3 protein-coding genes, 1 rRNA gene and 1 pseudogene are annotated in these 5,572 nt (G+C 51.9%); 3 read left to right on the top strand and 2 right to left on the bottom strand.

The genetic code is table 11. The features are described 5' to 3' along the window. Positions 1-424: pseudogene (locus WC259_RS07450) on the bottom strand (electron transfer flavoprotein subunit beta); the annotation flags it as partial. A gap of 214 nt (positions 425-638) precedes the next feature. Between WC259_RS07450 and surE the strand changes: the two are divergent. The 3 genes from surE to WC259_RS07435 all read left to right on the top strand — a co-directional run bounded on the left by surE (position 639) and on the right by WC259_RS07435 (position 4,912). After that, positions 639-1,391 (top strand): 5'/3'-nucleotidase SurE, encoded by a 753-nt coding sequence (gene surE, locus WC259_RS07445; RefSeq protein ID WP_372643998.1) that lies wholly within the window; start codon positions 639-641, stop codon positions 1,389-1,391. A 240-nt stretch (positions 1,392-1,631) separates the two neighbouring features. Then, positions 1,632-4,601 (top strand): 23S ribosomal RNA (locus tag WC259_RS07440). A gap of 122 nt (positions 4,602-4,723) precedes the next feature. Further along, the gene (locus WC259_RS07435) at positions 4,724-4,912 is read left to right on the top strand and encodes a hypothetical protein (protein WP_372643995.1); all 189 of its coding nucleotides are present in this window, start codon (positions 4,724-4,726) and stop codon (positions 4,910-4,912) included. A 58-nt stretch (positions 4,913-4,970) separates the two neighbouring features. Here the strand turns inward: WC259_RS07435 and WC259_RS07430 are convergent. Then, the coding region (locus WC259_RS07430) for a hypothetical protein (protein ID WP_372643992.1) at positions 4,971-5,572 on the bottom strand (602 nt) is incomplete at its 5' end.

The following is a 5,572-nucleotide window of genomic DNA, read 5'->3' as shown; positions in this document are numbered from 1 at the left end:
TGTAGCCAAGCCGGGTAGCGATGCCGGGACCAACCTGAGCGGTATCACCGTCAATAGTCTGCCGCCCGCAAATCACCAGGCCAACCGGCTCTTTTTCATTTAGCCGCCTGATAGCCTCGGCAATGACCAGACTGGTTGCCAGGGTATCAGCGCCACCGAAAACACGGTCACTCAGGAGCACCGCCTCATCGGCACCCTGCGCCAGTGCTTTCCGCAGGGTAACTTCTGTGTTAGGTGGCCCCATAGAAACAACTACTACTTTAAGGCCGTATCGTTCCCGTAGCCTGAGACTCTCCTCCAGGGCATGGGTATCAAAAGGATTAGTAATGAAAGGTACACCTTCTCGAACCAGCGTCCCGGTAACAGGGTCAACTTTTACCTGTGTGGTGTCTGGCACCTGTTTCACGCAGGCGACAACCAGCATTAGCAAAACCTTTCGCGACCGAACACTTCGATGTGGTTTCCGCCCGGGGAACCGGTCTTAATTCAAGCAGCGGCAGATAACACGGCAGATAACCATGGTCAATTATTCTACGACACTAAATTCTATCAGACAGTTAGTAAGGATGTAAAGTTCCACCTTGTATCCGTGCCGGCTTATTTGTTTGTAGAACGCTCCCCATGATAAACTGGCAACGGTGAAAATACTGATTACCAATGACGACGGCATCCTCGCTGAAGGTCTGCGTATCCTGGCCGAGACTCTGAGCCAGTCCGCCGAGGTTGTGGTGGTGGCCCCGGACCGGGAACGGAGCGCCATCGGCACCGCGGTGACTCTGCGCCGGTCGCTGAAAGTTAGATGCGACCCCCCGATGGCAGACGGCATCACCACCTACGCCGTAAACGGTACCCCAACCGACTGCGTGATACTGGCCCTGGGTAGAATAGTACCCAACATTGACCTGGTCATATCCGGCATCAACCTGGGACAGAACCTGGGCGACGACGTGCTTATTTCAGGCACGGTAGCCGGCGCCCTTCAGGGCTACCTGCGCAATAGGCCAGCCATGGCCATTTCGGTCACCGCCGCGGAGCACTACCCCCAGGCCGCTTCGGTCGCCGCCCGGCTGGCCGGTAAGATCGCCAACCATAGTCTGCCCAGAGCTATCTTCCTTAATATAAACCTGCCGGATTTACCACAAGATGAGATAAATGGCATCAGCCTGACCCGGCTGGCCAACTCCAGTCATATCGACACCGTCACCAAGTCTTACGAGGACGGGCAATCTGGCTACCGGCTGGTGCGCCAGCGGACGGCGAACCACGCCGCTCCGGGAACAGACATCTGGGCCATAGAACGGGGGTACATCTCAATTTCCCCCCTGCACAACCTGCTCCTGGGACGAACCCAGCCGGCCTTAAGCGACCATCATTTCACCGACCTGCTTTAAATATTTTCAGATACTTTTAGTCGGTAAAAATATTATTTTTTTTCTAAAACCTCAGCCTTAACAGATGTTGACAGTCAAAATGCTTCGTGTTATACTTCATCCAAGATGAGTGAGTCTGTGACATAAAAATAGACTGGTAGGTTAGCCAAGGGCGGCTTGGCGGAACTTGCCGAGCCGCTATTTTTGTGTCTGCACCTTAATAATTTAATATTGAAATTCGCCAAATATCAAGTCTGAAGCAGGTCAAGCGGTAAGGGCACACGGTGGATGCCTTGGCATCAAGGGCCGATGAAGGACGTGGCAAGACTGCGATAAGCCTCGGTCAGCTGTCTAGCAAGCTTAGCCGGGGATTTCCGAATGGGGCAACCCGCTCAAAGTAAACCTTGAGCACCCCCAGCTGAACACATAGGCTGGGTGGAGGTAAGTGGGGGAAGTGAAACATCTCAGTACCCCGAGGAAAAGAGATTATTCCCTGAGTAGTGGCGAACGAAAGGGGATCAGCCCAAACCCGATAAACTTAGTGGTCCTGAGGCCTATGTTTATCGGGGGTCGTAAGACAAGCCGGACCAAACCCAGGCGAGGTCAAGGAGTTACAAACCAAACTCTAGCTGAAGGTTCCTGGAAAGGACCACCGTAGGGGGTGAAAGTCCCGTAAGCGAAAGGGAGAGGCTCCTGGTTTGTTCTTAAGTACCACGGGACACGAGGAATCCTGTGGGAATCCGGGTGGACCACCATCCAAGGCTAAATACCCTTGATGACCGATAGTGAACCAGTACCGTGAGGGAAAGGTGAAAAGTACCCCGGAAGGGGAGTGAAATAGACCTGAAACCGTGTGCCTACAAGCAGTCGGAGTCCTTTCAGTGATGGAGGGATGACGGCGTGCCTATTGGAGAATGAGCCGGCGAGTTAATGTGTGTCGCTGGTTAAGCAACTTAAGTTGCGGAGCCGTAGCGAAAGCGAGTCTGAATAGGGCGTTTATAGTGGCACGGATTAGACCCGAAGCCGGGTGAGCTACCCATGGCCAGAGTGAAGCTCCGATAGACTCGGAGTGAAGGCTCGAACCTGTCACTGTTGCAAAAGTGTAGGATGAGCTGTGGGTAGAGGTGAAATGCCAATCGAACCCGGTGATAGCTGGTTCTCCCCGAAATGCATTGAGGTGCAGCCTCAGATGTTAGTTAATGGAGGTAGGGCTCTGGATGGACTAGGGGGCGAGAAGCTTACCAAATCCAACCAAACCTCGAATGCCATTAACCTAGAGTCTGGGAGTGAGACTGCGGGGGCTAAGCTTCGTAGTCGAGAGGGAAACAGCCCAGACCATCAGCTAAGGTCCCTAAGTATGGGCTAAGTGGTAAAGGAAGTAGGATTGCACAGACAGCCAGGAGGTTGGCTTAGAAGCAGCCACCCTTTAAAGAAAGCGTAATAGCTCACTGGTTGAGTGGTGCTGCGCCGACAATCCAGCGGGGCTCAAGCCCATCACCGAAGCTATGGTCCTTTCCCGCAAGGGAAGGGAGGTAGGGGAGCATTCCTCTGGCAGTGAAGTTCTTTCGTGAGGAAGGGTGGAGCCTGGGGAAGAGAGAATGCCGGCATAAGTAGCGTAAGGCGTGTGAGAAACACGCCCACCGAATACCTGAGGTTTCCTACGGAAGGTTAATCCGCGTAGGGTTAGTCGGGCCTAAGCCGAGGCCGAGAGGCGTAGGCGATGGACAACGGGTCAATATTCCCGTACCGCTTTTGTGAAGGCAAAGGGGGAACACGGAAGGGTAAGTCAGGCGTGCCCATTGGACATGGTGCGTTCCTCACTTTAGGTAATGCCGGGGCAGGCAAATCCACCCCGGATGTTAAGCTGAGAGTGAGGAGAAGTTGAGGGGCAACCCAAGGCGACCTGGCCGTGCTCATACCGTCAAGAAAATCCTCGTTGTCGTTGCAGCAAGAGCGCCCGTACCGCAAACCGACTCTGGTGGGTAGGGATAAACGTCCCAAGGTGATCGAGACAACCCTCGTTAAGGAACTCGGCAATCTAACCCCGTAACTTCGGGATAAGGGGGACCCTTCGCAAGAAGGGTGGCACAGAATAGGTCCAAGCGACTGTTTAACAAAAACATAGGTCTCTGCTAAAGCGTAAGCTGATGTATAGGGGCTGATACCTGCCCAGTGCTGGAAGGTTAATGGGAGGTGTTTTAAAAGCACTGAACTGAAGCCCCAGTGAACGGCGGCCGTAACTATAACGGTCCTAAGGTAGCGAAATCCCTTGTCGGGTAAGTTCCGACCCGCACGAATGGTGTAACGACTTGGACGCTGTCTCAACGAGGGACTCGGCGAAATTGAAATACCCGTGCAGATGCGGGTTACCCGCGACTGGACAATAAGACCCCGTGGAGCTTTACTATAGCTTGGCACTGAGTCTGGGTTCATTATGTGTAGGATAGGTGGGAGGCTTTGAAGCCGGGGCGCCAGCTTCGGTGGAGCCAACGTTGAAATACCACTCTTGATGAATTTAGCCTCTAACTCTGGAGCAAGCCAGAGGACCGTGCCTGGTGGGTAGTTTGACTGGGGCGGTCGCCTCCCAAAAAGTAACGGAGGCGCCCAAAGGTCCCCTCAGGGTGGATGGAAATCACCCGAAGAGTGCATTGGCATAAGGGGGCTTGACTGCGAGACCTACAAGTCGAGCAGGCAGGAAACTGGGGCAAAGTGATCCTACGGTTCCGAGTGGAAGGACCGTGGCTTAACGGATAAAAGCTACCCCGGGGATAACAGGCTTATCTTGCCCAAGAGTTCACATCGACGGCAAGGTTTGGCACCTCGATGTCGGCTCGTCGCATCCTGGGGCTGAAGCAGGTCCCAAGGGTCGGGCTGTTCGCCCGTTAAAGCGGCACGCGAGCTGGGTTCAGACCGTCGTGAGACAGGTCGGTCTCTATCCGTCGTGGGCGTCCGGAGATTTGAGGGGGGCTCTCTCTAGTACGAGAGGACCGAGAGGGACAGACCTCTGGTGTGCCAGTTGTCCCGCCAGGGGCATTGCTGGGTAGCTATGTCTGGCTCGGATAAGCGCTGAAAGCATCTAAGTGCGAAGCCGTCCCCAAGATGAGATCTCCCATCCTTCTCCGCAAGGGGGAGGGGTAAGACCACAAGTAGACTACTTGTTTGATAGGCGGCAGGTGTAAGGGCAGTAATGTCTTTAGCTGAGCCGTACTAATGGTCGAGGGCTTGACCTGCTTCAGATTTGGTGTTAGGCGAATACTTTAAAAGAGGGGTTTATTAAAACCCCTCTTTTTTTGCCCTATTGACACGGTAGAATAAGCCGTCTAAAATTAGCCCAATTTCTTGAGGAGGCTAAAATGGCGGAAGAAGTAAAGGAACCGAAAAAAGACAAGAGAAAAGGGGCAAGCGGGATTTTTATCCCGGCCGGGCTTTTTATAGGCATGGGGATTGGCTGGACGATGGGTTATATGGTTCAGGGTATGTTCATCGGGCTGGGTGTCGGCTTTCTGGCCTTCGCTATCACGATGCTCGTGATGAAGGCTTAGCGGGGGTTAAGGCTGCTCTATTCCCTTTCTTAAGATTAATATTCTAACCGAGAGAATACTATTTCCTGGAAGTACATATTAAAAAAGTCTTGTCCTCATAAAATTTTATCCAAGTAAGTGACTCTTCAGGATTATCTTTTATTGTGTTTCTCCAGTATATGACCTCACCTCGACCTAATCTAACCTCTTTTGCACTTCTTATAGCGTCATCAAGTGGTGGAGTAAAAAATCTCTCAGGTTTCTCATTCTCATATTCTACTAATATTTCCACCTTACTTGATAATACTTTCCCTGTATCCAAATAATAAAGACCTTTTGCTATCTTTCTAATGACACGGTTTATAGGGGCAGGGTCTACTTCCAAAATAAGTGCCGTACCCAGAAGAAGCCCTGCCTTATTTAGTATAACAATCGGTTTAGCCATAGATTTTATTAAAGGTTTCAACCCTGGTCTTCTCCCCTGCAATGCAGAGCGTATCTTCTCATTCCATATACGATTGCCAGTATTACTTTCGTAAGCCATCCCTGATGCCGCAAAAATTCTAAATAGCTCTTCATCTTTCGATAATCCATTATTACATTCATAACAAGCCGGGATTCTACGTGGCAAGTTTTTCGGACGAGGGCTATTGAAAAGACACGTCGGGAAAGGATGGTCTA

The organism is Dehalococcoides sp., from assembly GCF_041654235.1.
GTDB classification, from domain to species: Bacteria; Chloroflexota; Dehalococcoidia; order Dehalococcoidales; family Dehalococcoidaceae; genus Dehalococcoides; species Dehalococcoides mccartyi_B.
This window is presented reverse-complemented; position numbering and strand designations above follow the sequence as displayed.